Below are 26609 nucleotides of genomic sequence, written 5' to 3' on the forward strand. Positions count from 1 at the left end.
TTCTGTATAAATTAACAGGGTTTTGGCGAGTGGAAACATTTGCCTGCCCGCCATGACGTGACGGTGCCAATGGACGTTTCTTACCTGCTCGACAGCCTTAATGATAAACAGCGTGACGCGGTTGCCGCCTCGCGTACAAACCTGCTGGTACTGGCTGGAGCGGGCAGTGGTAAGACGCGCGTGCTGGTTCACCGTATCGCCTGGCTACAGAGCGTGGAGAACTGCTCGCCGTACTCGATTATGGCCGTGACGTTCACCAACAAGGCGGCGGCGGAGATGCGCCACCGTATCGCACAGCTGATGGGCACCAGCCAGGGCGGCATGTGGGTTGGCACCTTCCACGGCCTGGCGCACCGTCTGCTGCGCGCGCACCATATGGACGCTAACCTGCCGCAGGATTTCCAGATCCTCGACAGCGAAGATCAGCTGCGCCTGCTGAAACGCCTGATCAAGGCGATGAATCTCGACGAGAAGCAGTGGCCGCCGCGTCAGGCGATGTGGTACATCAACGGTCAAAAAGACGAAGGGCTGCGTCCGCATCATATTCAGAGCTTCGGTAACCCGGTCGAGCAGACCTGGCAGAACGTCTACAAGGCCTATCAGGAAGCGTGCGATCGCGCCGGTCTGGTGGATTTCGCCGAGCTGCTGCTGCGCGCCCACGAGCTGTGGCTGAACAAACCGCATATCCTGCAACACTACCGTGAACGCTTTACCAACATCCTGGTGGACGAATTCCAGGATACCAACAACATCCAGTACGCCTGGATCCGCCTGCTGGCCGGGGATACCGGCAAGGTGATGATCGTAGGCGATGACGACCAGTCTATCTACGGCTGGCGCGGCGCGCAGGTGGAGAACATCCAGCGCTTCCTCAACGATTTCCCCGGCGCGCAAACCATCCGTCTGGAACAGAACTACCGTTCTACCAGCAACATTCTGAGCGCGGCCAACGCCCTGATTGAGAACAACAACGGGCGCCTGGGTAAAAAGCTGTGGACCGATGGCGTCGACGGCGAACCGATTTCGATTTACTGCGCCTTCAACGAGCTCGACGAAGCCCGTTTCGTTGTGAACCGCATTAAAACCTGGCAGGAGAACGGCGGCGCGCTGGAGCAGTGTGCCATTCTCTATCGCAGCAACGCCCAGTCGCGCGTGCTGGAAGAGGCGCTGTTGCAGGTGAGCATGCCGTACCGCATTTATGGAGGTATGCGCTTCTTCGAACGTCAGGAGATCAAAGATGCGCTCTCGTACTTGCGTCTGATTGCCAACCGTAACGACGATGCGGCATTTGAGCGCGTGGTGAACACACCGACGCGCGGCATCGGCGATCGTACGCTGGACGTGGTGCGTCAGGCCTCGCGCAATCGTCAGCTCACGTTGTGGCAGGCATGCCGCGAGCTGTTACAGGAAAAAGCCCTCGCCGGGCGCGCCGCCAGCGCATTGCAACGCTTTCTGGAGTTAATCGACGCACTGGCGCAGGAAACGGCCGACATGCCGCTGCACGTCCAGACCGACCGGGTGATTAAAGATTCCGGCTTGCGCACCATGTACGAGCAGGAAAAAGGCGAGAAGGGCCAGACCCGTATTGAGAACTTAGAGGAACTGGTGACGGCAACGCGCCAGTTCAGCTACAACGAAGAAGACGAAGACCTGATGCCGTTGCAGGCATTCCTCTCTCACGCCGCGCTGGAGGCGGGTGAAGGGCAGGCCGATACCTGGCAGGATGCGGTTCAGCTGATGACCCTGCACTCCGCGAAAGGTCTGGAGTTCCCGCAGGTGTTCATCGTCGGGATGGAAGAGGGGATGTTCCCGAGCCAGATGTCGCTGGATGAAGGCGGGCGTCTGGAAGAGGAGCGTCGTCTGGCCTACGTGGGCGTGACCCGTGCGATGCAGAAACTGACTCTGACCTACGCGGAAACCCGCCGCCTGTACGGGAAAGAGGTGTATCACCGTCCGTCGCGCTTTATCGGCGAACTGCCGGAAGAGTGTGTGGAAGAGGTGCGCCTGCGCGCCAGCATCAGCCGTCCGGTCAGCCATCAGCGTATGGGCTCGCCGATCTCTGAAACCGACACCGGTTACAAGCTGGGCCAGCGCGTGCGCCACTCGAAGTTTGGCGAAGGCACCATCGTCAACCTGGAAGGCAGCGGCGAGCACAGCCGTTTGCAGGTAGCGTTCCAGGGGCAGGGGATCAAATGGCTGGTGGCAGCCTATGCCAAGCTGGAAAGTGTGTAACTTTCAGAAAAATATCACTATTTTGTAATAATCTGCTAGCCTTATACGTTGAAGGTCAATTAATGCCCTTCAGCGTTCCGTTGCGTGTTGACGCCACAGTTATTGCTGGCGTAACATGCGCGCACGATTACGCTAAGAGGACATTCGCCTTGGACACACCCAGTAGATACTGGCTCAATTCCCTGTCATCCAGGAACAACTCCTAAGGCTATCTCCTCTTGCTGATGGCCTTAGTGGTTGTCAGCGACTGCATCATTCCCGTCGCGCTGAGTCAGGCTGTTTAATGGTCTGAAACCCAATTTGTTTCTGTGTGCCCACCGAACTGTCCGATATTTTTTGCATTGGGAGTCCCGGTCATGTTGAGCGCATTTCAACTCGAAAATAACCGACTGACTCGGCTTGAAGCCGAAGAGTCACAGCCCCTCATTGATGCCGTATGGGTGGATCTGGTCGAGCCGGACGACGATGAGCGCCTTCGCGTACAATCTGAGCTGGGGCAAAGCCTGGCAACGCGCCCGGAACTGGAAGACATCGAAGCATCCGCCCGTTTTTTTGAAGACGAAGACGGCCTGCACATTCACTCCTTCTTCTTCTTCGAAGATGCCGAAGACCACGCGGGGAACTCCACCGTGGCGTTTACCATTCGCGATGGCCGCCTGTTCACCCTGCGCGAGCGCGAACTGCCTGCGTTTCGTCTCTACCGTATGCGCGCCCGCAGCCAGGCGATGATGGACGGTAACGCCTATGAGCTGCTGCTGGATCTGTTCGAAACCAAAATCGAACAGCTGGCGGATGAAATCGAAAACATCTACAGCGACCTGGAAAAGCTGAGCCGCGTGATCATGGAAGGCCATCAGGGCGATGAGTACGACGAAGCGTTGTCCACGCTGGCTGAGCTGGAAGATATCGGCTGGAAGGTGCGTTTGTGTCTGATGGATACCCAGCGCGCGCTGAACTTCCTGGTGCGCAAGGCGCGTCTGCCGGGCGGTCAGCTGGAGCAGGCGCGTGAGATCTTACGCGATATCGAATCCCTGCTGCCGCACAACGAATCCCTGTTCCAGAAGGTCAACTTCCTGATGCAGGCGGCGATGGGCTTCATCAACATCGAGCAGAACCGCATCATCAAGATCTTCTCGGTGGTGTCCGTGGTGTTCCTGCCGCCGACGCTGGTAGCCTCCAGCTACGGGATGAACTTCGAGTTTATGCCGGAACTGAAGTGGAGCTTTGGCTACCCGGGGGCGATTATCTTTATGATCCTCGCCGGGCTGGCGCCGTATCTCTATTTTAAACGCCGGAACTGGCTGTAAAAATCTGGCGGGTGGCGCTGCGCTTACCCGCCCTACGATCGAATTCCCTCTCCCTGTGGGAGAGGGTTAGGGTGAGGGCAACATCACAGCCCTTTGCGCACCCTGCGCTGGGTATAAATCGCATCCGCAACAAAGATGGCCAGCGCCACCCAGATAAAGGCGAACGTCACCATCTTATCCGCACCCGGCACCTCGCCGTAAAACACCACCGCCAGCAGGAACATCAGCGTCGGGCCAATGTACTGGAAGAAGCCCAACGTGGAGAGGCGCAGACGCGTTGCCGCGCCGGTGAAGCACAGCAGGGGTATCGTCGTGACCACGCCCGCGGCCATCAGCATCAGGTTCAGCGACCATGGGTTGCTGCCCATATGGCTGGTGGCGCTGTCGGCAATACCGAACAGGTAGATCGCGGCGACAGGCAGCAGCCACAGGGTTTCAAACAGCATTCCCGTCTGCGCTTCCACGGCGATTTTTTTACGCACCAGGCCGTAGAAGGCAAAGCTGAACGCCAGCCCCAGGGCGATAACCGGCAGTGAGCCGAAGGTCCACAGCTGTACCAGCACGCCGCAGAAGGCCAGAATCACTGCCACCCACTGCATCCGGCGAAAGCGCTCGCCGAGGAAAATCATCCCCAGCAAAATATTGACCAGCGGGTTAATAAAGTAGCCCAGGCTGGCTTCGAGCATGTGATGGTTATTCACCGCCCAGATAAACAGCAGCCAGTTTCCGCCAATCAGCACCGCAGAGAGGGCGAGCAGGAAGACCTTCTTCGGGGTTTTCAGCAGCGTTTTGACGCCTGACCACTGACGGCTGATACTCATCAGCGCAATCATGAAGAAAAACGACCAGATGACGCGGTGAGTGAGGATCTCGTCCGCCGGGACATAGGCGATAAGTTTGAAGTACGCCGGTGCTATACCCCAAATAAAATAAGCGGCAAGGGCGAGTAAAACGCCCTGCCGCGTCTGTTTAGCATCCATCGGGAAAATCCGTTACAAAAAAGTGAAGTAATTTTACCCGAATTTGCCGTCTCAACCCACCATATAAGTGGCGGTTGCGCTGGCGATATAAACCTGCTCCTCGTTATGCAGCTCAACGCGGGCGACGGCAACTTTATTCCCGGCGCGCAGCAGGCTGCTGGTACAGGTGAAGCGGTTTCCGCGTCCTGGGCGCAGGTAGTCGACGCGTAAATCGATGGTGCCCATGCGCGACAGGCGCTGGCGTAACTCATCTTCGTTGATGGTGTCGTGGCGCGTCAGCGTGCTGCCCACGCACACCAGACCGGCCGCCACGTCCAGCGCGGAGGCAATTACCCCGCCGTGCAAAATGCTTTGCGCCCAGTTACCGACCATCATTGGCTGATTATTGAAACTCAGCTGAGCGAAGTCTTTTTCGTATCGCTCCAGCTCAAGACCCAGTGCACGGTTGAACGGCATGTGGTACACAAAAATCTCGCCCACGAGCTTTAAGGTTTCTTCGGCGGTGAGTGTGGCTGACATCTGACGTGGCATCCTTGTTGTTAACAAAATGTTGATTTTATGCTTCAGGATAAAGGAATGCCACTTTAAGAAACGAGGAAGCGGAAGTTATCGCAGAAGTCTGTAGAATGCCCGGACAAAACTATTCATTAAATGTCACCATTTCAGGAGAACACCACCGATGCGGACGTATCTGGGTTGGTTACTGGCGGCGGTTGCGCTGCCCCTCACAGCATATGCGCAGGAAGCGACGATCAAAGAGGTGCATGATAAACCTGCCGTTAAGGGCAGCATCATCGCCAATATGCTTCAGGAGCATGACAATCCGTTCACGCTGTACCCGTATGACACAAACTACGTGATCTACACCCAGACCAGCGATCTCAACAAAGAGGCGATAAGCTCCTATAACTGGTCTGATAATGCGCGTAAAGATGAGGTGAAGTTCCAGCTCAGCCTCGCCTTCCCGTTCTGGCGCGGCATCCTGGGGCCGAACTCGGTACTTGGCGCGTCCTACACGCAGAAGTCATGGTGGCAACTCTCCAACAGCGGGGAGTCATCACCGTTCCGCGAAACCAACTATGAACCGCAGCTGTTCCTCGGTTTCGCCACCGATTATGAGTTTGCAGGCTGGACGCTGCGAGACGTGGAGGTGGGCTATAACCACGATTCCAACGGTCGTTCCGACCCAACCTCACGCAGCTGGAACCGCATCTATACGCGTCTGATGGCGCAGAACGGCAATTTCATGGTGGAAGTGAAGCCGTGGTACGTAGTAGGCAGCACCGATGACAACCCGGATATCACCAAATACATGGGATACTATCAGCTTAAGGTGGGCTATCAGCTGGGTGACGCGGTGCTGAGCGCCAAAGGCCAGTACAACTGGAATACCGGCTACGGCGGTGCAGAGCTGGGCCTGAGCTACCCGGTAACGAAACACGTGCGTCTCTATACCCAGGTGTATAGCGGCTACGGCGAATCGCTGATCGACTACAACTTCAACCAGACCCGCGTCGGTGTGGGCGTCATGCTGAACGATATTTTCTAAGCTGCTCGAATGTTTTTGCGTTAAACGTTGAAGTTTCTCTCTCAGGCGCTGAAAATAGCGCCTGTTTCATTTCTGGCATATGGGGTTAACGTGGCGCAGGCGGAAGTATTGAATCAGGAATCGCTGGCTAAACAGGTTTTGCATGAAACCTTTGGCTACCAGCAGTTCCGTCCTGGCCAGGAAACCATCATTGAAACCGTGCTGGAAGGCCGCGATTGCCTGGTGGTCATGCCGACCGGCGGCGGTAAATCGCTCTGCTATCAGGTGCCCGCGCTGGTGCTTAATGGCCTGACGGTTGTGGTATCACCCCTTATTTCCCTGATGAAAGACCAGGTCGACCAGCTGCTCGCCAACGGCGTGGCGGCGGCCTGTCTTAACTCAACGCAAACTCGCGAGCAGCAGCAAGAGGTGATGGCCGGGTGCCGCACCGGACAGGTTCGCCTGCTGTATATCGCGCCAGAGCGCCTGATGCTGGACAACTTCCTCGACCACCTGGCGCACTGGAACCCGGTGCTGCTGGCGGTGGATGAAGCGCACTGTATCTCCCAGTGGGGGCACGATTTCCGCCCGGAATACGCCGCCCTCGGCCAGCTTCGTCAGCGCTTCCCCGAGCTGCCGTTTATGGCGCTTACCGCCACGGCGGACGACACCACGCGTCAGGACATCGTTCGCCTGCTGGGACTGAACGACCCGTATATTCAGGTCAGCAGCTTCGACCGCCCGAACATCCGCTATATGCTGATGGAAAAGTTCAAGCCGCTGGATCAGCTCCTGCGCTACGTGCAGGAGCAGCGCGGCAAGTCCGGCATCATCTACTGCAACAGCCGCGCAAAGGTGGAAGACACCGCTGCGCGTCTGCAAAATCGCGGCTTTAGCGCGGCGGCATACCATGCCGGGTTAGAGAACCACATCCGCGCCGATGTTCAGGAAAAATTCCAGCGCGACGACCTGCAAATCGTGGTCGCAACGGTGGCGTTCGGGATGGGGATCAACAAGCCCAACGTGCGCTTTGTGGTGCATTTCGACATTCCGCGCAATATCGAATCCTACTATCAGGAAACCGGCCGCGCCGGGCGTGATGGTCTGCCTGCGGAAGCGATGTTGTTTTACGACCCGGCGGATATGGCGTGGCTGCGCCGCTGTCTGGAAGAGAAACCGCAGGGGCAGTTGCAGGATATCGAACGCCACAAGCTTAACGCGATGGGGGCCTTCGCCGAAGCGCAAACCTGCCGCCGTCTGGTGTTACTCAACTACTTTGGTGAAGGGCGTCAGGCGCCGTGCGGCAACTGCGATATCTGCCTCGACCCGCCGAAGCAGTACGATGGCCTGATGGACGCGCGCAAAGCGCTCTCGACTATCGGACGCGTGAACCAGCGCTTTGGGATGGGCTACGTCGTTGAAGTGCTGCGCGGGGCTAACAACCAGCGTATCCGCGATATGGGTCACGACAAGCTGCCGGTTTACGGCATCGGGAAAGACCAGAGCCATGAGCACTGGGTGAGTATTATCCGCCAGTTGATCCACCTCGGCTTTGCCACGCAAAATATTGCCCAGCATTCTGCGCTTCAGCTGACCGAAGCGGCGCGACCTGTCCTGCGTGGCGAGGTTGAACTGAAGCTCGCCGTTCCGCGCGTCGTCGCCCTGAAGCCGCGCGTGATGCAAAAATCCTACGGCGGTAACTACGACCGCAAGCTGTTCGCCAAGCTGCGTAAGCTGCGTAAAGCTATTGCCGATGAAGAGAACATCCCGCCATACGTGGTGTTCAACGACGCGACGCTGATCGAGATGGCCGAGCAAATGCCGCTCAGCGCCAGCGAGATGCTCAGCGTCAACGGCGTCGGCACGCGCAAGCTGGAGCGCTTCGGTAAAGAGTTTATGGCGCTCATCCGTTCCCACGCTGATGGTGATGATGAGGAGTAGTCAGCCGGGCGAAAAAGTGCCAGGATGGTGACTCACTGTATTATTTCCCCGCGAGCTAATTATGTTAATGCTATTTCTCACCGTGGCGTTAGTGCACATCGTTGCGCTGATGAGCCCAGGCCCTGATTTTTTCTTCGTGTCGCAAACGGCCGTCAGCCGCTCCCGCAAAGAGGCGATGATGGGTGTGCTCGGTATTACCATGGGCGTCATGGTCTGGGCGGCGGTTGCGCTGCTCGGTCTGAACCTGATCCTGGCGAAAATGGCGTGGCTGCATAACATCATTATGGTTGGCGGCGGTCTGTACCTGTGCTGGATGGGCTACCAGATGCTGCGCGGAGCGCTGAAGAAAGAAGAGAGCAAGCCGGAAGAGCCAAAGGTTGAGCTGGCAACGGGCGGCCGTAGCTTTGTGAAAGGGCTGCTGACCAACCTGGCGAACCCGAAAGCAATTATTTACTTCGGCTCGGTATTCTCGCTGTTTGTGGGGGATAACGTCGGCGCGGGCGCGCGCTGGGGGATCTTCCTGCTGATCGTTGTGGAAACGTTCGCCTGGTTTACCGTTGTGGCAAGCCTGTTTGCCTTACCGGCGATGCGTCGCGGCTACCAGCGCATCGCGAAGTGGATCGACGGCTTCGCCGGCGCGTTGTTCGCCGGCTTCGGCATTCATCTCATCATTTCTCGCTAAGCATGACGCGCTGACGCAAGCAGCGCGCCAACCAGCATAAACAGCGAACCAAAAACTTTGTTCAGGGCCTTCATCTGCTTAGGCCCTTTGATCCACGCCGCAATTCGCTGCGCCAGCGTCGCGTAACCAATCATCACAATGATATCGACAATAATGGTGGTTGCGCCCAGCACCACGTACTGCATCACCTGTGGCTGATGCGGCACGATAAACTGCGGGAACAGGGCGGCGAGGAACACGATGCTTTTCGGGTTGGTCAGGTTAACGAACACCGCGCGTTTAAACAGGTGGCCGCGTGTTTGCGTCCGGGAGAGCGTATGCAGATCAATCGAGCCTGCGGCGCGCCACTGCTGAATACCCAGCCAGATAAGATACGCTGCGCCAGCCCATTTCAGCACCTCGAAGGCCAGCACCGAACGGGAGAACAGCGTGCCCAGACCAATCCCCACCAGCACAATATGAATGCCAAGCCCGGTCTGTAAACCGGCGATTGACGCCACCGCGCCGCGATAGCCGTGATTAATGGAGGTGGTCATGGTGTTGATTGCGCCCGAGCCAGGTGAAAGGCTGAGGATGATGGATGTCAGCAGGTAGGCGAACCACCACTCGAAGGTCATTTGAAACTCCCGGATCGTCTGTTTTTATGCCACAATACGCTATTGTTGAGTCATTTTGTGACCGGTGACGAAAAAAACGATATTCCCTGAATTACGGGGGGTGGAAACCCAATGTTTCAGCAGAAAAAGGACTGGGAAACACGAGAAAACGCATTTGCTGCTTTCTCCATGGGGCCGCTGACCGATTTCTGGCGCCAGCGTGAGGAAGATGAGTTTATGGGCGTCGGGGAAATCCCGGTACGCTTCGTTCGTTTCCGTGATGAAAAAAATGACCGGGTGATTGTGGTCTGCCCCGGGCGCATCGAAAGCTATATCAAATATGCCGAGCTGGCGTATGACCTGTTCCATCTGGGCTTTGATGTGTTAATTATCGACCATCGCGGGCAGGGGCTTTCCGGCCGGATGTTACCGGATACCCATCGCGGCCACGTGGATAACTTCAGCGATTACGTCGACGATCTGGCCGCGTTCTGGCAGCAGGAAGTGCAGCCCGGACCGTGGCGCAAGCGTTATATTCTTGCCCACTCCATGGGGGGCGCGATCTCGACGTTGTTTTTGCAGCGCCATAAGCACCAGTGCGACGCCATTGCGCTGACCGCGCCGATGTACGGCATTGTGATACGTTTTCCTGACTGGATGGTGCGCCATCTTCTCGACTGGGCTGAGGGCCATCAGCGCATTCGAGAAGGCTATGCCATCGGAACAGGACGCTGGCGGGCGTTACCGTTTGCCATCAACGTGTTAACCCACAGTCGGCAGCGTTATCGGCGCAACCTGCGTTTTTATGCCGATGAACCGCGTCTGCGGGTCGGCGGCCCCACCTGGCACTGGGTGCGGGAAGGTATTCATGCCGGTGAACAGGTGCTGGCAGGCGTAGGCGATGATGACACGCCGACGCTCCTGATCCAGGCGGAAGAAGAGCGTGTGGTGGATAACCGCATGCATGACCGCTATTGTGAACTTCGCGCCGCTGCGGGCCATCCCTGTGAAGGGGGTAAACCGCTGGTCATCAACGGTGCGTACCATGAGATCCTTTTTGAAAAGGACGCTATGCGCTCAGTCGCGCTCAACGCCATTGTTGAATTTTTCAACAGGCATAACTGATTATTGTTTTCCACCAGAGGTTGAAATCCCTATGTACCAGGTTGTTGCATCTGATTTAGATGGCACGCTGCTTTCCCCCGACCACACCCTGTCGCCTTATGCGAAAGAGACCCTAAAACTCCTGACTGCCCGTGGCGTGAACTTCGTGTTCGCCACTGGCCGCCACCACGTGGACGTGGGGCAGATCCGCGATAACCTGGAGATCAAGTCGTACATGATCACCTCTAACGGTGCGCGCGTACATGACACGGACGGCAACCTGATTTTTACCCATAATCTCGATCGTGACATCGCCACCGATTTGTTCGGCATTGTGCATAACAACCCGGATATCGTGACTAACGTTTACCGCGACGACGAGTGGTTTATGAACCGCCATCGCCCGGAAGAGATGCGCTTCTTCAAGGAAGCCGTATTCCAGTACTCACTGTACGAGCCGGGTCTGCTGGAGCCGGAAGGGATCAGTAAGGTGTTCTTCACCTGTGTAAATCATGAGGAGTTACTGCCGCTGGAGCAGGCGATCAACGCCCGCTGGGGCGACCGCGTGAACGTGAGCTTCTCCACGCTGACCTGTCTGGAAGTGATGGCGGGCGGGGTGTCCAAAGGTCACGCGCTGGAAGCGGTAGCGAAACGGCTGGGTTTTGATCTGAAAGACTGTATCGCCTTTGGCGATGGCATGAACGATGCCGAGATGCTCTCCATGGCGGGTAAAGGCTGCATCATGCAGAACGCGCACCAGCGCCTGAAAGATCTGCACCCGGAGCTGGAAGTGATTGGCACGAACGCAGACAACGCGGTACCTAAGTATCTGCGCAAACTGTTCCTTGAATAATCTTCATTTGATTGTTTATTGTTCAGATGTCAACTAAAGAGTTCGCTACAATGCCTCTCCTTCTTTTTGAGAGACAAGCATTGTGGCGCTACTCATTATCACCACTATCCTGTGGGCCTTCTCCTTTAGTCTGATTGGCGAATACCTTGCCGGATCGGTCGACAGCTACTTTTCGGTGCTGATGCGCGTGGGGCTGGCGGCACTGGTGTTCCTGCCGTTCCTGCGTACCCGCGGGCAATCGCTAAAAACTATTCTGCTGTACATGCTGGTAGGCGCGATGCAGCTTGGCATCATGTACCTGTTCAGCTTCCGGGCCTACGTTTACCTGTCCGTCTCGGAATTTCTGCTCTTCACCGTGCTCACGCCGCTCTACATCACGCTGATTTATGACTTGCTCAGCAGGCGCCGTTTGCGCTGGGGATACCTGCTGAGCGCTGCGCTGGCAGTCATTGGCGCGGCGATTATTCGCTATGACAAGGTAAGCGATCACTTCTGGACCGGGCTGATGTTCGTCCAGCTCGCTAATATCAGCTTTGCCATCGGGATGGTGGGTTACAAACGCCTGATGGAGACCCGCCCGATGCCGCAGCATAACGCGTTTGCGTGGTTCTATATGGGTGCGGCGATTGTCGCGATTGCGGCATGGTTTATGCTCGGCAACCCGCAAAAGCTGCCGACCACCCCCGTGCAGTGGAGCGTTCTGGTCTGGCTGGGCGTGGTGGCGTCGGGGCTGGGCTATTTTATGTGGAACTACGGCGCGACGCAGGTAGACGCCGGAACGCTGGGGATCATGAACAACGTGCACGTGCCGGCGGGGCTACTGGTGAACCTCGCCATCTGGCAGGAGCAGCCGCACTGGCCGAGTTTCCTTATTGGGGGAACGGTGATCCTGGCTTCGCTGTGGGTACATCGCCGCTGGGTCGCTCCGCGCTCCGCACAAACGGAAGATGGTCGCACGCGTGGTTCCGCGCTGAGCGAATAAACGCTTCCGTAATTGGCTGACGTTGCTCGCCATCGCGCACGGCGGCGTACAGCCGGCTCCACAGTCCTTCACCCAGGGTTTTGGTAACCACCAGACCCTGGCGTTCAACCGTCTCGACCACCCAGTGCGGCAGCGCCGCAATTCCCATTCTGGCCGCCACCATCTGAATTAACAGCAGCGTGTTATCCACGCTTTTCAGCTGTGGGCTGATGCCTGCGGGTTGCAGGAAATGGCGCCAGATATCCAGACGACTGCGCTGTACCGGGTAAATCAGCAGCGTCTCCGTTGCCAGATCTTCCGGCGTGATACGCGTTTTGGCGGCCAGCGGATGGTCCGGGGCCAGCACCAGACGCACCTCAAAATCAAACATTGGCGAATAGTGCAGACCGCTGCGTGGCAGAATATCTGAGGTCATCACCAGATCCAGCTCACCCTGCTGAAGCGACGGCTGCGGATCAAACGTGACGCCGGATTTGAAGTCCATCTCCACCTGCGGCCACTTCTGGCGGAAGTTCTCAAGCGCGGGGGTCAGCCACTGAATACAGCTGTGACACTCAATGGCGATGCGCAGGGTGGTCTGCTGCGGCTCGTTGCAGGACTGCAACGCGCTGGCAATCTGCGGCAGCACCTGGTTCGCCAGCTGAAGCAAAATTTCGCCCTGCGGCGTAAAGCGCAAAGGCTGGCTCTTACGCACAAAAAGACGAAAGCCGAGGCGTTGTTCCAGATCGCTGAACTGGTGAGAAAGGGCAGACTGAGTCTGGTGCAGCGTGGCCGCTGCCGCCGCAAGAGAACCGCAGTTCCGCAACGCTTGTAGCGTTTTCAGGTGTTTAATCTCGATCATGAAAGTCCTTCACTTCGGCATGAACATTTTGCGCTTGAGGAATATACAGTACCTGCCAATTATAGAAGTGTAAACATCTGGACGTCTAAATAACGAATTTCTACAAGGGGTATGCCATGACAATCCGCACTCACACTCTCGGTTTCCCTCGCGTTGGTCTGCGTCGCGAGCTGAAAAAAGCGCAAGAAAGCTACTGGGCGGGTAACGCCACCCGCGAAGAACTGCTGGCGGTGGGACGCGAGCTGCGCGCGCGTCACTGGGATCAGCAAAAACAGGCGGGCGTAGACCTGCTGCCGGTGGGCGATTTCGCCTGGTACGACCATGTTCTGACCACCAGCCTGCTGCTTGGCAACGTGCCGGCTCGTCATCAGAACAACGATGGATCGGTGGATATCGATACCCTGTTCCGCATCGGCCGTGGCCGCGCGCCAACGGGTGAGCCAGCGGCAGCGGCGGAAATGACCAAGTGGTTTAACACCAACTATCACTATATGGTGCCGGAGTTCGTTAAGGGCCAGCAGTTCAAACTGACCTGGACCCAGCTTCTGGATGAAGTGGACGAAGCGCTGGCGCTGGGTCACCAGGTGAAACCCGTGCTGCTGGGGCCGGTCACCTACCTGTGGCTGGGCAAAGTGAAAGGTGAGCAGTTCGACCGCCTCAGCCTGCTGAACGATATTCTGCCGGTTTATAAGCAGGTGCTGATTGAGCTGGGTAAGCGCGGTATTCAGTGGGTGCAAATCGATGAACCGGCGCTGGTGCTTGAGCTGCCGCAGGCGTGGCTGGATGCCTTCAAACCGGCGTATGACGCGCTCACGGGCCAGGTGAAGCTGCTGCTGACCACCTATTTCGAGGGCGTAACGCCTAACCTCGACACCATTACTGCGCTGCCGGTTCAGGGTCTGCACGTTGATCTCGTTCACGGCAAAGACGATGTGGCAGAGTTGCACAAGCGTCTGCCTGCGGAGTGGCTGCTCTCTGCCGGTCTGGTGAATGGTCGTAACGTCTGGCGTGCCGATCTCACCGAGAAATATGCACAAATTAAGGACATTGTCGGTAAACGTGAATTGTGGGTAGCCTCTTCCTGTTCCCTGCTGCACAGCCCGATCGACCTGAGCGTGGAGACCCGACTCGACCCTGAGGTGAAAAGCTGGTTTGCCTTTGCTCTGCAAAAGTGTGAGGAGCTGGCTCTGCTGCGCGACGCGCTAAACAGCGGCGACACGGCAGCGATTACCGACTGGAGCGCTCCGATCCAGGCGCGCCGTCACTCGACGCGCGTGCATAACCCTGTGGTGGAAAAACGTCTGGCGGCCATCACCGCCCGGGACAGCCAGCGCCAGAGCCCGTATGAAGTGCGCGCCGAAGCCCAGCGTGCGCGCTTTAACCTGCCCGCGTGGCCGACCACAACCATCGGCTCCTTCCCGCAGACTACCGAGATCCGCGGCCTGCGCCTGGACTTCAAAAAGGGCAATCTGGATGCGAATCACTACCGCACCGGCATTGCGGAACACATCAAACAGGCGATCGTCGAGCAGGAACGTCTGGGTCTGGACGTGCTGGTGCACGGCGAGGCCGAGCGTAACGATATGGTGGAATACTTCGGTGAACACCTGGACGGCTTCGTTTTTACCCAGAACGGCTGGGTGCAAAGCTACGGCTCCCGCTGCGTGAAGCCGCCGGTGGTGATCGGCGACGTCAGCCGCCCGGAAGCGATCACCGTGGAGTGGGCGAAGTATGCCCAGTCTCTGACCGACAAACCGGTAAAAGGCATGCTGACGGGGCCGGTGACCATTCTCTGCTGGTCGTTCCCGCGTGAAGATGTATCCCGGGAAACCATCGCCAAACAGATCGCCCTGGCGCTGCGTGATGAAGTGGCGGATCTGGAAGCGGCGGGGATTGGCATCATTCAGATCGACGAACCGGCGCTGCGTGAAGGGTTGCCGCTGCGTCGCAGCGACTGGGATGCTTACTTACAGTGGGGCGTGGAGGCTTTCCGCCTCAACGCGGCCGTCGCGAAGGACGACACGCAGATCCACACCCACATGTGTTACTGCGAATTTAACGACATCATGGACTCCATTGCCGCGCTCGACGCCGATGTGATCACCATCGAGACCTCGCGTTCAGACATGGAGCTGCTGGAGTCGTTCGAAGAGTTCGACTACCCGAACGAAATCGGGCCGGGCGTGTATGACATTCACTCCCCTAACGTGCCAAGCGTGGAGTGGATTGAATCGCTGCTGCAAAAAGCGGCCCAGCGCATCCCGGCGGAACGTCTGTGGGTAAACCCGGATTGCGGCCTGAAAACCCGTGGCTGGCCTGAAACCCGCGCGGCGCTGGCGAACATGGTGCAGGCGGCGCAGAATTTGCGTCAGGCGTAGTGGTGCTGGATTGCCCGGTTGGCGTAGCCGCCACCGGGCTTTTGGTATTACGCTTTCTTCCCGCCGTACTGGCTGAACCACGCCAGCATTCTCTGCCAGCCATCTTTCGCGGATTCCGCGTGATAGCTCGGACGATAATCGGCATTAAACGCGTGTCCCGCATCCGGGTACACCACGATTTCGGCCTTCGCGTTTGCCGCCCGCAGCGCGTGGCGCATGGTCTCGACGGTATCAAGCGGAATGCCGGTATCCTGACCGCCATACAGCCCTAGCACCGGGGCATTTAAATCGGTGGCGATATCAACCGGATGTTTCGGCGAGTTCAGCGTCTTTTCGCCCACCAGTTTGCCGTACCAGGCCACGGCCGCTTTCAACTGCGGATTGTGCGCGGCATACAGCCAGCTAATGCGTCCACCCCAGCAGAAGCCGGTCACCATCAGACGGTGCGGGTCGCCACCGTTGCGCGCCGCCCAACTGGCAACGTGGTCGAGATCGGCCAGTACCTGCGCGTCCGGCACTTTGCTGACCAGGTTGCTGAACAGCGTCGGGATGTCGCTGTAATCATTCGGATCGCCCTGACGGAAATAGAGTTCCGGCGCAACGGCCAGGTAACCTTCCAGCGCCAGACGGCGGCAGAGGTCGCGAATATGTTCATGAACGCCAAATATTTCCTGCACCACGATCACGATGGGCAGCGGGCCATCGGCAGATTTTGGCCGCGCGTGGTACGCTGGCATGTTCTCTCCCTGGGAGGGAATGGAGGTCTCGCCTGCGGTAATGGCTTCTTCAGGGGTTGAGACGATGGTTGAAGCGTGCGGGGCCGCAGCAGGTGCAAAACCGGTTTTTTCAGTCATGGCATTCTCCGTACCAATGAATGGATTAGCGCAAAGATAAATATAGACACCAGGTTAACAACCCACAGTGCCTTATAGCGTCTATCTTTTGTGCAGCACCCGGCGATATAACTTGTTAATGTGATGTGAATCACTATTTTATGGAAATTAACTGCAATCATTTTCATTCATGGTGAGGTGTGTCACGAAATAATGCACATTGCTTCTGTAAAGTACCGTTTTACTTCTTCTGACAAACCGACCCACAGAGGAGTCACCTATGTCTAAGTCTGATGTTTTTCATCTCGGCCTCACTAAAAACGATTTACAAGGGGCTACGCTTGCTATCGTCCCTGGCGATCCAGAGCGTGTGGAAAAGATCGCCGCGCTGATGGATAAGCCGGTTAAGCTGGCAGCGCATCGCGAATTCACCACCTGGCGCGCAGAGCTGGACGGTAAAGCGGTGATCGTGTGCTCTACCGGTATTGGTGGCCCGTCTACCTCTATCGCCGTTGAAGAGCTGGCGCAGCTGGGCATTCGTACTTTCCTGCGCATCGGCACCACAGGCGCCATTCAGCCGCACATCAACGTGGGCGACGTGCTGGTTACCACCGCATCCGTGCGGCTGGACGGGGCAAGCCTGCACTTTGCTCCGATGGAATTCCCGGCAGTGGCCGATTTCGAATGCACCACCGCGCTGGTTGAAGCCGCGAAATCCGTGGGCGCCACCACCCACGTGGGCGTAACTGCCTCTTCCGATACCTTCTACCCGGGCCAGGAGCGTTACGACACCTTCTCTGGTCGCGTGGTGAGCCGTTTCAAAGGCTCCATGGAAGAGTGGCAGTCGATGGGCGTCATGAACTACGAAATGGAATCTGCGACGCTGCTGACCATGTGCGCGAGCCAGGGTCTGCGTGCCGGTATGGTGGCGGGCGTTATCGTCAACCGTACCCAACAGGAGATCCCGAACGCTGAAACCATGAAGCAGACTGAAAGCCATGCGGTGAAAATCGTGGTTGAAGCGGCGCGCCGCCTGATCTAATTCTCTCTTCAGTGCTAAAAGGCCGACATGCTCGGCCTTTTCTTTTTGCGTAACGCCTCGCAGGAAAACCCTTTCAAACTGGACGTTCATACAGCACAATTCTATTTTGTGCGGGTTAGACGTGGATGCAGGGGGCATTGTGGATATTTCAATCCTGGTTTATGCGGTAGTTGCGCTGGTGAGCGTGGGGATTGGCTGGCTCATTTGCGGCTACCAACATGCTCAGCAGAAAGCCGATCAGCTGGCAGAGCGCGAAGAGATCGTCGCCGAACTCAGCGCGACGAAACAACAGCTTGCGCTGAGTGACCACTGGCGCGATGAGTGTGAACTGCTCAATAACGAACTGCGCAATCTGCGCGACATTAACACCTCGCTGGAGGCCGATCTCCGGGAAGTGACCACCCGCCTTGAGTCCACCCAACTGCACGCCGAAGACAAAATCCGTCAGATGATCAACAGCGAGCAGCGTCTTAGCGAGCAGTTTGAGAACCTCGCGAACCGCATTTTTGAGCACAGCAATCGCCGCGTGGATGAGCAGAACCGTCAGAGCCTGAACAGCCTGCTGACGCCCCTGCGTGAGCAGTTGGACGGCTTTCGACGTCAGGTACAGGACAGCTTTGGTCAGGAGGCCCGCGAGCGCCACACGCTGGCGCATGAAATTCGTAATCTCCAGCAGCTGAATGCGCAGATGGCGCAGGAGGCGGTTAACCTGACGCGCGCACTGAAAGGTGATAACAAAGCGCAGGGAAACTGGGGCGAAGTGGTCATGACGCGCGTGCTGGAGGCCTCTGGCCTGCGCGAAGGATACGAATACGAAACGCAGGTCAGCATTGAAAACGATGCGCGCTCGCGGATGCAGCCGGATGTCATTGTTCGTCTGCCACAGGGCAAAGATGTGGTTATCGACGCCAAAATGACGCTGGTGGCCTATGAGCGCTACTTCAACGCGGAAGATGACTACACCCGCGAAACAGCGTTGCAGGAGCACATCGCCTCCGTGCGTAACCATATCCGTCTGCTGGGCAGAAAAGATTATCAACAGTTGCCGGGGCTGCGATCGCTGGATTATGTGCTGATGTTCATTCCGGTTGAGCCAGCCTTCCTGCTGGCGCTCGACAGACAGCCCGAACTGATCACCGAAGCGCTGAAAAATAACATTATGCTGGTCAGCCCCACCACGCTGCTGGTGGCGTTACGTACCATTGCCAACCTGTGGCGCTATGAGCACCAAAGCCGTAACGCGCAGCAGATTGCCGATCGCGCCAGCAAGCTGTACGACAAAATGCGGCTGTTTGTGGACGATATGTCCTCGGTGGGGCAAAGCCTGGATCGCGCGCAGGATAACTACCGCCAGGCGATGAAAAAACTCTCCTCCGGGCGTGGCAATTTGCTGGCGCAGGCGGAGGCGTTTCGCAGCCTGGGGGTGGAAGTTAAACGCGAGATTAATCCGGAACTGGTGGAGCAGGCTACCGCTCAGGACGAAGAGTTTCGTCTGCGTGAAGGCGACGGTGAGCAAAATAGCCGCAATGAAGACAACGGTTTAGCGGCGAGTTTATCCCCCGAAGCGCAGCCGGCACGTTTCTTTCACGGTGGTTGAAACGTAGGGCAAATGCGCCCAATCTGTTACACTTCACGAACATTTGACTGATTAGCAGGCTCTGAGATGGTTGACGATTCACAAGACACAACGCACTTTGGCTTTCAGACTGTCGCCAAAGCGCAGAAAGCTGACATGGTGGCCCACGTATTTCATTCCGTGGCGGCGAAGTACGATGTGATGAATGATTTGATGTCATTCGGCATTCATCGCTTGTGGAAGCGCTTCACTATTGATTGCAGCGGCGTGCGCCGTGGACAAACGGTGCTGGATTTAGCCGGAGGCACAGGGGATCTGACCGCTAAATTCTCCCGTCTGGTTGGCGAAACCGGCCGCGTGGTGCTGGCGGATATCAACGACTCCATGCTGAAAATGGGACGCGAAAAGCTGCGTAACATCGGCGTGGTAGGCAACGTTGAATATGTTCAGGCCAACGCCGAAGCGCTGCCGTTCCCGGATAATACGTTCGACTGCATCACCATCTCTTTCGGTCTGCGTAACGTGACCGATAAAGATAAAGCGCTGCGCTCCATGTACCGCGTGCTGAAGCCGGGCGGCCGACTGCTGGTTCTCGAGTTTTCTAAACCGATTATCGACCCGCTGAGCAAAGCTTACGATGCCTATTCCTTCCACGTTTTGCCGCGCATCGGCGAGCTGGTGGCAAACGATGCAGAAAGTTACCGTTATCTGGCCGAATCCATCCGAATGCACCCGGATCAGGACACGCTGAAAGCGATGATGCAGGATGCCGAGTTTGAAAACGTGGAATACTTCAATATGACGGCGGGTGTCGTCGCGCTGCATCGTGGTTACAAGTTCTGAGTGGAGGTTTCCCGTGCCCATTAAACCCTTAGTCACCGCAGGCATCGAGAATGTACTGAATGCCTTTCTGTATCGCGCTCCGGCGCTGAAAACCGCACGTCAGCGGCTTAACGGAAAGGTGCTGCGCATCGTGTTAAAGGAGTTCTCGACGCCGCTTGTGCTGGTCTTCAGCGAACGCCGGCTTGACGTTCTGGGGGAGTGGGAAGGCGAAGCTGATTGCTCGGTAATTACGCACATGAGCGTCTTACCAAAACTGCGTGACCGTCAGCAGATGACGGCGCTTATTCGCAGCGGTGAGCTGGAGGTCGAAGGCGATATTCAGGTGGTACAGAACTTCGTTGCACTCAGCGATCAGGCTGAATTCGACCCGGCGGAACTGCTGGCGCCCTATATCGGCGACATCGCGGCTGAAGGGATAAGCAAAACGCTGCGCACGGGTTCCGCTTTCCTGCGTAAAGGTCTGCTCCGTCAACAGCGCTACGCTGCCGAGGTGCTGACCGAAGAGTGGCGTATGGCGCCGGGGCCTTTAGAAGTCGCCTGGTTTGCAGAAGAGACCGCGGCAGTTGAGCGCGCAGTTGATGCGTTAACCAAACGGCTGGAAAAACTGGAGGGCAAATGACGCCTGGTGAAATTCGGCGCCTCTATTTTATCGTTCGCACCTTTTTGAGCTACGGGCTCGACGAGCTTATCCCCAGAATGCGTATCACCCTGCCGCTTCGGCTTTGGCGTCGCACGCTGTTCTGGATGCCGAATCGCCATAAGGATCAGGAGCTGGGCGCACGCCTGCGTCTTGCGTTGCAGGAGCTGGGACCGGTCTGGATCAAGTTTGGGCAGATGCTCTCAACACGTCGCGACCTTTTTCCACCGCAGATTGCCGATCAGCTCGCACTATTGCAGGATCGCGTCGCTCCGTTTGACGGAGAGAGAGCGAAGAAACAAATCGAAGAAGCGATGGGCAATATCCCCATCGAGACCTGGTTTGATGATTTCGATATTCAGCCTCTGGCCTCTGCCTCTATTGCGCAGGTTCATACTGCGCGCCTGAAGGAAAATGGCAAAGAGGTGGTCATTAAAGTGATTCGTCCGGATATCCTGCCGGTTATCAAAGCAGACATGAAGCTGATTTATCGCCTGGCTCGCTGGGTGCCGCGTCTGTTGCCGGATGGCCGCCGTCTGCGTCCGCTGGAAGTGGTACGGGAATACGAAAAAACGCTGATTGATGAGCTTAACCTGCTGCGTGAATCGGCGAACGCCATTCAGCTGCGTCGAAACTTTGAAGACAGCCCGATGCTGTATGTTCCTGAAGTCTATTCTGACTATTGCAGTCAGAACATGATGGTGATGGAACGTATCTACGGTATTCCGGTCTCGGACGTGACGGCGCTGGAAAAACAGGGCACCAACATGAAGTTGCTGGCCGAACGTGGCGTGCAGGTCTTCTTTACTCAGGTTTTCCGCGACAGCTTCTTCCATGCTGACATGCATCCGGGCAACATTTTTGTCAGCTATGAGCACCCGGAAGATCCTAAATACATCGGCATCGACTGCGGTATTGTCGGCTCGCTGAATAAAGAGGATAAGCGTTATCTCGCCGAGAACTTTATCGCTTTCTTCAATCGCGACTACCGTAAGGTGGCCGAGCTGCACGTGGATTCAGGCTGGGTTCCGCCAGATACCAACGTGGAAGAGTTTGAATTTGCGATCCGCACCGTCTGTGAGCCGATTTTTGAAAAGCCGCTCTCGGAGATCTCTTTCGGACACGTCCTGCTCAACCTGTTCAACACCGCACGCCGTTTCAATATGGAAGTGCAGCCACAATTAGTTTTACTTCAGAAAACATTACTTTACGTTGAGGGCGTAGGCCGCCAGCTCTATCCTCAGTTAGACTTGTGGAAAACCGCGAAACCGTTCCTCGAATCCTGGATTAAGGATCAGGTCGGTATTCCAGCCCTGGTTCGCTCGCTTAAAGAGAAAGGCCCGTTCTGGATTGAAAAAATGCCTGAAATTCCTGAACTGGTTTACGACAGTTTGCGTCAGAGCAAGAACCTTCAGCACAGCATGGATAAAATCGCGCACGAGCTTCAATCCAGTCGCGTGCGTCAGGGGCAGTCCCGCTATCTCTTCGGAATTGGCGCGACGCTGCTGATAAGCGGCACGTTGCTGTTGATCAATCGTCCGGACTGGGAAATGATGCCAGCCTGGATTATGGCTGCCGGTGTGGTTGTCTGGCTTGCTGGCTGGCGAAAAACGCGCTGAATTAGCGTCGCTATCGAGAGATTGCATACGTATAATGCGATCTGACTAATTAATCATCTATCACTGGGGAACACGCATGGGTGGTATCAGTATCTGGCAGTTAGTGATCATTGCCGTCATCGTTGTGCTGCTGTTTGGCACGAAAAAACTCGGATCGATTGGTTCCGACCTGGGCGCGTCAATCAAAGGCTTCAAGAAAGCCATGAGCGATGATGAGAATAAGCAGGAAAAAACCAGTCAGGATGCTGATTTTACCGCTAAATCCATCGCCGATAAGCAGGACGAAGCCAAAAAGGAAGAGGCTAAACGTCACGATAAAGAGCAGGTGTAATTCGTGTTCGACATTGGTTTTGGTGAGTTACTGCTGGTCTTTGTGATTGGTCTGATTGTGTTGGGGCCGCAGCGTTTACCCGTTGCGGTGAAAACCGTCGTGGGCTGGGTGCGGGCACTTCGCTCGCTGGCAACTACCGTGCAGAACGAGCTGGCGCAGGAGCTGAAGCTTCAGGAATTTCAGGACAGCCTGAAAAAGGTTGAAAAGGCGAGCATGGATAACCTGACGCCGGAGCTGAAAGCATCAATGGATGAGTTACGCGAAGCGGCTGAATCCATGAAGCGCTCATACAGCATTAACGATCCTGAGAAGGCGAGCGATGAAGCAAACACCATCCACAATCCGGTGGTGAAGGGTAGCGAAGAGCAGCGCGAGGGTGTAACGCCTTCCAGCGCGGAGCATCAGGCTGCTTCGCCAGAGCAATCGCCGCAGGAGCCCGAAGTGAAAAAGCAGGTGCCGCCGGAAGAGCCCGTGGTCAAAACGGCTGAGGTAAAACCCGCCGCGCCCGTTTCCGAATCATCCCCCTCGTCGAGTGATAAAGCGTAAACATGGCAGTAGATGATACTCAACCGCTGATTGCGCACCTCATTGAGCTGCGTAAGCGCCTGTTAAACTGCATTATTGCGGTTTTCCTCATTTTTTTATGTCTGGTCTATTTCGCCAACGATATCTATCAGGTGGTTTCCGCGCCGCTGATTAAACAGATGCCGCTGGGCGCGACGATGATTGCAACGGACGTTGCTTCACCGTTCTTTACCCCCATCAAGCTGACCTTCTGGGTATCGTTGATTGCCTCTGCACCGGTCATTTTGTATCAGGTCTGGGCATTTGTGGCGCCCGCGCTGTACAGGCATGAACGCAAGCTGGTTATTCCGCTGCTGGTGTCCAGTTCGCTGCTGTTTTACATCGGCATGGCGTTCGCCTACTTCGTTGTCTTCCCGCTGGCCTTTGGCTTCCTGACGCATACCGCGCCGGAAGGGGTACAGGTTTCGACGGACATCGCCAGCTACCTCAGCTTCGTGATGGCGCTGTTTATGGCCTTTGGTGTCGCCTTCGAGGTGCCCGTAGCGATTGTCCTGCTCTGCTGGGTAGGGGTGACCACGCCTGACGATCTGCGTAAGAAGCGCCCGTACATCCTGGTGGGGGCATTTGTTGTAGGTATGCTGTTAACGCCACCGGACGTCTTCTCGCAAACCTTACTGGCGATACCGATGTACTGCCTGTTTGAAGTCGGCGTGTTCTTCGCTCGTTTCTACGTCGGAAAGGGGCGTACCCGGGACGAAGAAGACGAGCCGTCTGAAGAGACTACTAAAGAATAAAACCAACCGCCCGTCAGGGCGGTTGTCATATGGGGATACGTATGTTTGATATCGGGCTTAACCTCACCAGCGCCCAGTTTGCGAAAGACCACGATGAGGTGGTGGCGCGCGCCTTTGCCGCCGGCGTGAACGGGCTGTTACTGACGGGAACGAATCTGCATGAGAGTGAGCAGGCACGGCAGCTGGCGCAACGCTATCAACACTGCTGGTCCACCGCAGGCGTGCATCCTCATGACAGCAGCCAGTGGACGCATGAAAGCGCTGAGGCGCTTCATCGTCTGGCACAAACGCCAGAAGTGGTTGCCATTGGCGAATGCGGGCTTGATTTCAACCGTAACTTCTCGACGCCTGAAGAGCAGGAGAAGGCATTTACCGCCCAGCTTGCGCTGGCAGCAGAGCTGGAGATGCCGGTGTTTATGCACTGTCGCGATGCGCATGAACGTTTTATGGCGCTACTGGAACCCTGGCTGGAGAAACTGCCGGGCGCGGTGTTGCACTGCTTTACGGGCTCCCGTCAGGAAGCGCTGGATTGCCTGAACCGCGGGCTTTATTTGGGTATCACGGGCTGGGTCTGCGATGAGCGTCGTGGGCTGGAACTGCGTGAGCTGTTACCCGTTATCCCGGCCGATCGTTTGCTGCTGGAAACGGATGCGCCGTATCTGTTGCCCCGGGATATGCAGCCCAAACCGCCATCACGACGTAATGAACCGGCCTACCTGGGGCATATTGCTGAGCGAGTGGCGCACTGGCGGGGAGAAGATGCGCAGTGGCTGGCAGCACAAACCGATGATAACGTGCGTCGTCTGTTCGGCGTGCAGTTCTAAACTTTGCGGAAATCGGTGTTTTTCACGCTCTGCAACACCTCTTTGTTCAGCAGGTTGAGCAGCAGCATGGAGCGCGCTTCACCGTCCGGCTCAGCGAAGATGGCCTGTAAGCCTTCAAAGGCGCCTTCGGTGATCACCACGCTGTCGCCGGCATAAGGGGTTTCCGGATCGGTAATATCTTCAGGCTGCTGGTAGACAGAAAGCTGATGAATAACCGATGACGGTACTCTTGCCGGATGGGCGCCAAAACGCACAAAATGGCTGACGCCGCGCGTGGCACTGATCGTCGTGGTGTGGATCACTTCGGGGTCGAATTCGACGAACAGGTAATTCGGGAACAGAGGCTCACTGACGGTCGTGCGTCTTCCACGCTGCATTTTTTCAAGCGTGATCACGGGTGTCAGGCAGTTAACAGACTGACGTTCAAGATGTTCCTGCGCGCGCTGAAGTTGCCCGCGTTTGCAATACAGTAAATACCAGGCCTGCATAATCACTCTTCCCATTGTTCGGGGCGCAAGCATACCAAAACCCTGGCGGGATCGCTAAGGTGATTATAATGGCGAAAAAGAGAGTAAGTCGTGGAAGTTCACGCTAATTTAACAAAATTACAGCATCACGCGGTCTTACGCCGTATAATGAAGCGCTTACAGAGAGGCCATGATTAACTGCATGAAATACCACGATCTACGCGACTTCCTGGCGCTGCTGGAAAAGCAGGGCGAACTCAAACGCATTACGCTTCCTGTTGATCCGTATCTGGAAATGACAGAAATCGCTGACCGCACCCTGCGCGCGGGCGGCCCGGCGTTACTGTTTGAAAACCCAAAAGGCTACACCATGCCGGTGCTGTGCAACCTGTTTGGCACACCTCGCCGCGTGGCGCTGGGGATGGGGCAGGAAGATGTCACGGCGTTACGTGAAGTGGGCAAACTGCTGGCCTTTCTGAAAGAGCCGGAGCCGCCAAAAGGGTTCCGAGACCTGTTCGACAAACTGCCGCAGTTTAAGCAGGTGTTGAATATGCCCACCAAACGCCTGCGCGGTGCGCCGTGCCAGCAAAAAGTGCTGGAAGGCGATGCGGTGGATCTGACCAAAATTCCCATCATGCAGTGCTGGCCTGAAGATGCCGCACCGCTGATCACCTGGGGCCTCACCGTGACGCGTGGGCCGCATAAAGAGCGTCAAAACCTCGGCATTTACCGCCAGCAGCTGATTGGCAAAAACAAGCTCATCATGCGCTGGTTGTCCCATCGCGGCGGGGCGCTGGATTTCCAGGAGTGGTGCGCGGCCCATCCGGGCGAACGCTTCCCGGTTTCCGTCGCGCTGGGTGCCGATCCGGCAACCATCCTGGGCGCGGTGACGCCTGTTCCTGATACGCTGTCTGAATATGCCTTTGCAGGACTGCTGCGCGGCACCAAAACCGAAGTGGTGAAGTGCATCTCCAATGACCTGGAAGTACCGGCCAGCGCAGAGATTGTGCTGGAAGGTTACATTGAACAGGGCGAGCTGGCACCCGAAGGGCCGTACGGCGACCACACCGGCTATTACAACGAAGTGGATAACTTTCCGGTGTTCACCGTCACCCACATTACCCAGCGTGAAGATGCCATCTATCACTCCACCTATACCGGCCGTCCACCCGACGAACCGGCGGTACTGGGCGTGGCGCTGAACGAAGTGTTCGTGCCGATCCTGCAAAAGCAGTTCCCGGAAATCGTTGATTTTTATCTGCCGCCGGAAGGGTGTTCGTATCGCCTGGCGGTGGTGACGATGAAGAAGCAGTATGCCGGTCACGCTAAGCGCGTGATGATGGGCGTATGGTCTTTCCTGCGCCAGTTTATGTATACCAAGTTTGTGATTGTCTGCGATGATGACGTCAATGCCCGCGACTGGAATGACGTTATCTGGGCCATCACCACGCGTATGGATCCAGCGCGTGATACGGTGTTAGTGGAAAACACGCCGATTGATTACCTGGATTTTGCCTCGCCGGTTTCCGGACTTGGCTCAAAAATGGGACTGGATGCCACGAACAAATGGCCTGGCGAAACCGACCGTGAATGGGGTCGCCCGATCGAAAAAGATCCTGCCGTGACCGCGCGAATTGACGCGATCTGGGACGAGCTGGCCATAATGAATAACGGTAAGGCAGAATAAGACCGTT

Annotated in this window: 26 protein-coding genes; 20 read left to right on the forward strand and 6 right to left on the reverse strand. The window is 56.6% G+C overall.

Translation table 11 applies throughout. From position 1 onward, the window contains the following. Nucleotides 1-69: 69 nt before the first annotated feature. The 3 genes from uvrD to corA all read left to right on the forward strand — a co-directional run bounded on the left by uvrD (nucleotide 70) and on the right by corA (nucleotide 3539). Nucleotides 70-2232: a DNA helicase II gene (gene uvrD / locus O1724_RS01350; RefSeq protein WP_126296897.1), complete on the forward strand. Its 2163-nt coding sequence runs from the start codon at nucleotides 70-72 to the stop codon at nucleotides 2230-2232. A gap of 149 nt (nucleotides 2233-2381) precedes the next feature. Beyond that, nucleotides 2382-2438: a YsgD/CorL family protein gene (gene ysgD, locus O1724_RS01355; RefSeq protein WP_212743980.1), complete on the forward strand. Its 57-nt coding sequence runs from the start codon at nucleotides 2382-2384 to the stop codon at nucleotides 2436-2438. A 150-nt stretch (nucleotides 2439-2588) separates the two neighbouring features. Then, the gene (corA, locus tag O1724_RS01360) at nucleotides 2589-3539 is read left to right on the forward strand and encodes a magnesium/cobalt transporter CorA (RefSeq protein WP_032608220.1); all 951 of its coding nucleotides are present in this window, start codon (nucleotides 2589-2591) and stop codon (nucleotides 3537-3539) included. Between the two features lie 83 nt (nucleotides 3540-3622). On the opposite strand, the gene rarD is transcribed toward corA, so the two are convergent. After that, nucleotides 3623-4519 (reverse strand): EamA family transporter RarD, encoded by an 897-nt coding sequence (gene rarD, locus O1724_RS01365; RefSeq protein ID WP_017694744.1) that lies wholly within the window; start codon nucleotides 4517-4519, stop codon nucleotides 3623-3625. A 51-nt stretch (nucleotides 4520-4570) separates the two neighbouring features. After that, complete coding sequence (yigI, locus tag O1724_RS01370) at nucleotides 4571-5038, reverse strand: acyl-CoA thioesterase YigI (RefSeq protein WP_006812366.1); 468 nt, start codon at nucleotides 5036-5038, stop codon at nucleotides 4571-4573. 160 nt (nucleotides 5039-5198) lie between these two features. On the opposite strand from yigI, the gene pldA reads away from it, so the two are divergent. The 3 genes from pldA (at nucleotide 5199) to rhtC (ending at nucleotide 8670) form a co-directional block, all read left to right on the forward strand. Further along, a complete protein-coding gene (pldA, locus tag O1724_RS01375; protein WP_003860803.1) occupies nucleotides 5199-6068 on the forward strand; it encodes a phospholipase A in 870 nt (289 codons plus the stop codon). A gap of 90 nt (nucleotides 6069-6158) precedes the next feature. Then, complete coding sequence (recQ, locus tag O1724_RS01380; RefSeq protein WP_003860800.1) at nucleotides 6159-7988, forward strand: ATP-dependent DNA helicase RecQ; 1830 nt, start codon at nucleotides 6159-6161, stop codon at nucleotides 7986-7988. A gap of 61 nt (nucleotides 7989-8049) precedes the next feature. Further along, entirely contained in the window at nucleotides 8050-8670 is a 621-nt protein-coding gene (gene rhtC, locus O1724_RS01385; protein WP_022650176.1) for a threonine export protein RhtC, read from the forward strand. Here the strand turns inward: rhtC and rhtB are convergent. Beyond that, entirely contained in the window at nucleotides 8667-9287 is a 621-nt protein-coding gene (gene rhtB, locus O1724_RS01390; RefSeq protein WP_003860798.1) for a homoserine/homoserine lactone efflux protein, read from the reverse strand. The genes rhtC and rhtB overlap by 4 nt on opposite strands. A 111-nt stretch (nucleotides 9288-9398) precedes the next feature. Here rhtB and pldB point away from each other — a divergent pair, with 111 nt between their 5' ends. From pldB to O1724_RS01405, 3 genes are all read left to right on the forward strand, one after another. After that, on the forward strand, nucleotides 9399-10391 hold the full coding sequence (pldB, locus tag O1724_RS01395; protein ID WP_015570002.1) for a lysophospholipase L2: 993 nt from the start codon (nucleotides 9399-9401) through the stop codon (nucleotides 10389-10391). A gap of 31 nt (nucleotides 10392-10422) precedes the next feature. After that, nucleotides 10423-11223, forward strand: a complete 801-nt coding sequence (yigL, locus tag O1724_RS01400) for a sugar/pyridoxal phosphate phosphatase YigL (protein WP_003860797.1) — start codon at nucleotides 10423-10425, stop codon at nucleotides 11221-11223. Between the two features lie 82 nt (nucleotides 11224-11305). Continuing rightward, entirely contained in the window at nucleotides 11306-12205 is a 900-nt protein-coding gene (locus tag O1724_RS01405) for a carboxylate/amino acid/amine transporter (RefSeq protein ID WP_003860795.1), read from the forward strand. Here O1724_RS01405 and metR read toward each other — a convergent pair. Beyond that, nucleotides 12093-13046, reverse strand: coding sequence for an HTH-type transcriptional regulator MetR (gene metR / locus O1724_RS01410; protein WP_015570000.1), 954 nt, complete (start codon nucleotides 13044-13046; stop codon nucleotides 12093-12095). The two genes, O1724_RS01405 and metR, sit on opposite strands and share 113 nt — an antisense overlap. 116 nt (nucleotides 13047-13162) lie before the next feature. On the opposite strand from metR, the gene metE reads away from it, so the two are divergent. Then, entirely contained in the window at nucleotides 13163-15424 is a 2262-nt protein-coding gene (gene metE / locus O1724_RS01415) for a 5-methyltetrahydropteroyltriglutamate--homocysteine S-methyltransferase (RefSeq protein WP_023315188.1), read from the forward strand. A gap of 47 nt (nucleotides 15425-15471) precedes the next feature. On the opposite strand, the gene O1724_RS01420 is transcribed toward metE, so the two are convergent. Beyond that, nucleotides 15472-16278 carry a dienelactone hydrolase family protein gene (locus O1724_RS01420; RefSeq protein WP_003860793.1) on the reverse strand — a complete coding sequence of 269 codons (807 nt, stop codon included), beginning with the start codon at nucleotides 16276-16278 and terminating at the stop codon, nucleotides 15472-15474. Between the two features lie 259 nt (nucleotides 16279-16537). Here O1724_RS01420 and udp point away from each other — a divergent pair, with 259 nt between their 5' ends. The 9 genes from udp (at nucleotide 16538) to tatD (ending at nucleotide 24448) form a co-directional block, all read left to right on the forward strand. Then, the gene (gene udp / locus O1724_RS01425; protein ID WP_003860792.1) at nucleotides 16538-17299 is read left to right on the forward strand and encodes a uridine phosphorylase; all 762 of its coding nucleotides are present in this window, start codon (nucleotides 16538-16540) and stop codon (nucleotides 17297-17299) included. Nucleotides 17300-17438: 139 nt separating this feature from the next. Next, complete coding sequence (gene rmuC, locus O1724_RS01430; protein WP_058659941.1) at nucleotides 17439-18896, forward strand: DNA recombination protein RmuC; 1458 nt, start codon at nucleotides 17439-17441, stop codon at nucleotides 18894-18896. 66 nt (nucleotides 18897-18962) lie between these two features. Beyond that, a complete protein-coding gene (ubiE, locus tag O1724_RS01435; RefSeq protein WP_003860790.1) occupies nucleotides 18963-19718 on the forward strand; it encodes a bifunctional demethylmenaquinone methyltransferase/2-methoxy-6-polyprenyl-1,4-benzoquinol methylase UbiE in 756 nt (251 codons plus the stop codon). Between the two features lie 13 nt (nucleotides 19719-19731). Next, entirely contained in the window at nucleotides 19732-20337 is a 606-nt protein-coding gene (ubiJ, locus tag O1724_RS01440; RefSeq protein ID WP_045342699.1) for a ubiquinone biosynthesis protein UbiJ, read from the forward strand. Further along, complete coding sequence (gene ubiB, locus O1724_RS01445; protein WP_022650180.1) at nucleotides 20334-21974, forward strand: ubiquinone biosynthesis regulatory protein kinase UbiB; 1641 nt, start codon at nucleotides 20334-20336, stop codon at nucleotides 21972-21974. The genes ubiJ and ubiB overlap by 4 nt, the downstream gene beginning before the upstream one ends. 76 nt (nucleotides 21975-22050) lie before the next feature. After that, entirely contained in the window at nucleotides 22051-22305 is a 255-nt protein-coding gene (gene tatA / locus O1724_RS01450; RefSeq protein ID WP_003860787.1) for a Sec-independent protein translocase subunit TatA, read from the forward strand. A gap of 3 nt (nucleotides 22306-22308) precedes the next feature. Next, the gene (gene tatB, locus O1724_RS01455) at nucleotides 22309-22851 is read left to right on the forward strand and encodes a Sec-independent protein translocase protein TatB (RefSeq protein WP_003860783.1); all 543 of its coding nucleotides are present in this window, start codon (nucleotides 22309-22311) and stop codon (nucleotides 22849-22851) included. Nucleotides 22852-22853: 2 nt separating this feature from the next. Beyond that, on the forward strand, nucleotides 22854-23624 hold the full coding sequence (tatC, locus tag O1724_RS01460; RefSeq protein WP_023315191.1) for a Sec-independent protein translocase subunit TatC: 771 nt from the start codon (nucleotides 22854-22856) through the stop codon (nucleotides 23622-23624). Nucleotides 23625-23665: 41 nt separating this feature from the next. Continuing rightward, entirely contained in the window at nucleotides 23666-24448 is a 783-nt protein-coding gene (gene tatD, locus O1724_RS01465; protein WP_126296891.1) for a 3'-5' ssDNA/RNA exonuclease TatD, read from the forward strand. Here the strand turns inward: tatD and rfaH are convergent. Continuing rightward, entirely contained in the window at nucleotides 24445-24936 is a 492-nt protein-coding gene (gene rfaH / locus O1724_RS01470) for a transcription/translation regulatory transformer protein RfaH (protein WP_003860779.1), read from the reverse strand. The two genes, tatD and rfaH, sit on opposite strands and share 4 nt — an antisense overlap. Before the next feature lie 169 nt (nucleotides 24937-25105). Between rfaH and ubiD the strand changes: the two genes are divergently transcribed. Further along, on the forward strand, nucleotides 25106-26602 hold the full coding sequence (ubiD, locus tag O1724_RS01475; protein ID WP_022650184.1) for a 4-hydroxy-3-polyprenylbenzoate decarboxylase: 1497 nt from the start codon (nucleotides 25106-25108) through the stop codon (nucleotides 26600-26602). The last annotated feature ends 7 nt before the right edge of the window (nucleotides 26603-26609 follow it).

Source organism: Enterobacter cloacae complex sp. HYC074_NIDB, from assembly GCF_056673345.1.